Source organism: Bacillota bacterium (assembly GCA_012842395.1).
Taxonomy (GTDB): domain Bacteria; phylum Bacillota; class SHA-98; order UBA4971; family UBA4971; genus UBA6256.
In genome coordinates, this window is the sequence record DUSX01000049.1 from 1 (window position 1) to 3,095 (window position 3,095).

A 3,095-nucleotide genomic window follows, 5' to 3' on the forward strand; every position below is an offset into this window, starting at 1 on the left:
CCCTCCCGTGTTCACCGATCCCCTCGGCGAAGATCGCATGAGCGTGCTCATGGATAATGACACTCTGGAGAAATGCCGTGGTTAGGTGCTCCCACTTTGGACGAAGATGGTGAGGCAACTCGTACTTTATGCCAAAACCCCTATCGTCGATGACCATCGATGATGCGCCCAGCAATTCCGCAAGTTCGTTCCCGAAATCCTTGATGGCAGAGTTGGAAAGCAGGACCTTGCCGAACGCCTGCATCCCGATATCCGGTTGCTTGTTATGCCGAGCTTTGAGGAACCCGCTTGACGAGCTGTGCACGCCCTGGGGCCCTCTCGGCACATACAGCCCGTAAGTTGGTACGTCCTCTATAAAGAACGCGTGAATGCGCGACTTATGCCGCTTGACCTGGCGAAGTCCTTCGACGAGTTCTTCGCCAAGAACCTTGAGTATGTCACGCACCGTCGACACCTCCGGCTCTTCACCGGGGGTATCACCCCAGTAGGGGAGATTTCTTTCAGCCAGCCAACCTTTCATGAACGCCCTGTCGGCCGGTTCCAGCATTCCCGCTCCTCCCCAGTATCCTTGTGCCCAATGACGAAAGCGCCTTCCCGGTCGCATTCGACTGACTTCGTCTAGCAACTGGATGACATACTCAAGTAGCTCTTTGACCTGAGAGGGGCAATCGCTGGTTCCGTCGATATAGACTCGGAATGTACCCCCATTGATATACTCTATGGCATTACCCAGAACGGCACCCTCGCAGAGACCATGGATAAGTTGACACCGGTACTTATCGCGCAGACAGATATGGGGCAGCCACACAGGCTTCGGATTCTCAGGCTTCTGGTCACACAGAAAGGAAATCAGGGCATGCTCTTCTTCGCGATCCAAATAGCAGCGCACGTGGATAGCCAAGCAAAGGGACAACAGTATTCGGGCGATGCGCTTGAGACGAACCGTGTAGAGTTCCGTGTGTTCACGTAGATCAGCGACCACATTCCGCGGGACCAGGAGTGTCGGCACGGGATAATAGCGAAGCCCTGTCAGTTCCTCGAGAAAGGCGATGGCCTGGGCAGCGAGTCCTTGAATCTTCTCAACCTCCTCCGTCGTACCCGACAACGACGAGTTGTCTTCTCCGTCGAGAAAGGATAAGACGGGAACACGAATCGGAAGTGGCGGCGGAATAGACGGACCCTTCATGGACTTCGCTATCTGCTTAAGCTGGGAGTCGTCCAGTGTGATTTCCGGTCCGAATATGCCTCCGCCTATACTGCGTATGAGGTCCTCTAGCCTGGACTTGTCGTCTGTATCATCACCCAGATAAACGACGGTCAAATCGTCTATCTCGGTCTTTCCAGCAAGAAGCGCATCCCTTACGGCCTTCTCGTCTTTGTAGACGATGCTTCTGTTGTCCTGGCCGTCTGTTATCAGGAAGATCTTGACTTGCGTGCCCGGGGCAGATGTACTGATAACACGCTCAGCTTGCATACCGAGGCAGTCCCATATGGCACTTCCGCCACGGGGGTAGCCCGAAAGGTACTCCATGACTCGCGTGTCCCATTCTGCCAACAGCTCCTCAGGCCCCTCGAACGAGAGCGGTTCCCTGGCCCCGTCGCCGAAAACAACAAGCTCCACCCCGAAGGTCTTGGGTATCTCGCTGCAGAACGCCTTGATCATCTGAAGAGCTGCTTCAAACCTCGAGCGACCTCTGTACAATTCACCCATAGAAGAGGAGCCATCCAGCAACACAACAAGCTTCTTCCGGTCACGAGTGCTCGTCATGTCAGACATCTCCGCCTCCATTTCGTTTAGCGCAGGGAGCCATCATTCACCTTCGGTAGTGCTGCCACTTATGTGACCACTGTGCCCCGCAACCGGTCCTTCGTTGGTTTTCCGAGGGCCAAGACGCGTCCGCCGCGCTTCTCTATGTCGCCGGCTACATAGGTCACCCCGCTTCATGTTCATCGTAAGATACGCAGCGGACACATGCGCGTCCGCGCACTGCACGTAACTCGATGTCGAGCCAAATTCCTGTGCTCCCCGCCATGTGACTCCCTGGCGGCATCCATTACCCCCTATTTCTACGCTTGGTGCAGGGTAGGGAATCAAAAAACCCACCCGGCATGCGGGTGGGTTCACGTGGCTCCACGGCATCGCTAGTGACCAGTCCAGATGCCGTCTCATAGCTCCGCAAGAAGGGGAGCCCCTCTTGGCGCATTGCAATCTGACAATTCTGTACTGCATTGGTTTTTCCTGCCGCTTCGACAGAAAATAATGTAAGAATTGGGCTGGTACACATGCTCGGAAGACATGGGAGGCTCATGGTGCTCGGGCGCAGATTGCAGCCCAGGAACGAACCTGATTTAGCTTCAGGGGGAGGAGAGGACCTGCTCAAGGGCGGCCGCGATACAGTGTCTCAAGACCATCCTCCGCCACCTCAGGGAAGCGTAGCTACCAAGGTTCTGCCAAGGTCCACACGCGGATGATCCGAGCCGCCAGAGGATTCCTTGAGGACACGATACCGTTCGAAACGCTGTCCCGTCCCGCATTCGCGGCACTGCGTCATGGACGGGTGAGGTCCCTGGTGATGTCCTTTCGGGTGAACGCGGGGCGTTTCACGCTTACTTCGGACCGCCCCCAGAACGAGCGCGGCCGACCCGCTGGCGCGGGATCCGGATCGTCGGCCCCGGACACTTTTATGTCCACCACTTGAGGTATCATCATCTCGGGGAGGTGGTGGCCATGCCTCACGAGACGAACGGAAGCCATGTTGGGGGCGGAGAACCCCGGACCCGCCTGCTCTTTGCAGCGAAAGGTGCCGTGGGCGCCGTGCGCGATGATGATGTTGGGTACAAGCCCTGGACAAGCGGGATCGTATGGGATGGTGAGACCCTCGTTTTCGTGACCTACGGTCCGGAGGAGTTTCGCGTCCTGTGGGGTGGAGGCGTGGACGAGTACAACGACTTCCTTGTCCGGCGGCGACAGGTGATAGCTTACCACCGAGGATCGTGGTCCCCATCGCGGATGGTGCCGATCCCCTTTGACATGGAGGACTTCGAGCGGTGGCTGAGCGAGAATCCGAGCGGACGAACCTGCGGTGACCGGCACC

General features: G+C 57.1%; 2 protein-coding genes and 1 riboswitch. Of the genes, one reads left to right on the top strand and one right to left on the bottom strand.

From position 1 onward, the window contains the following. The coding region (locus GX515_13225; GenBank protein HHY33956.1) for a VWA domain-containing protein at nucleotides 1–1,777 on the bottom strand (1,777 nt) is incomplete at its 3' end. 327 nt (nucleotides 1,778–2,104) lie between these two features. Next, a riboswitch (cyclic di-GMP riboswitch) is annotated at nucleotides 2,105–2,185 on the bottom strand. A 543-nt stretch (nucleotides 2,186–2,728) separates the two neighbouring features. On the opposite strand from GX515_13225, the gene GX515_13230 reads away from it, so the two are divergent. Beyond that, a partial coding sequence (locus GX515_13230) for a hypothetical protein (protein ID HHY33957.1) occupies nucleotides 2,729–3,095 on the top strand: 367 nt, incomplete at its 3' end.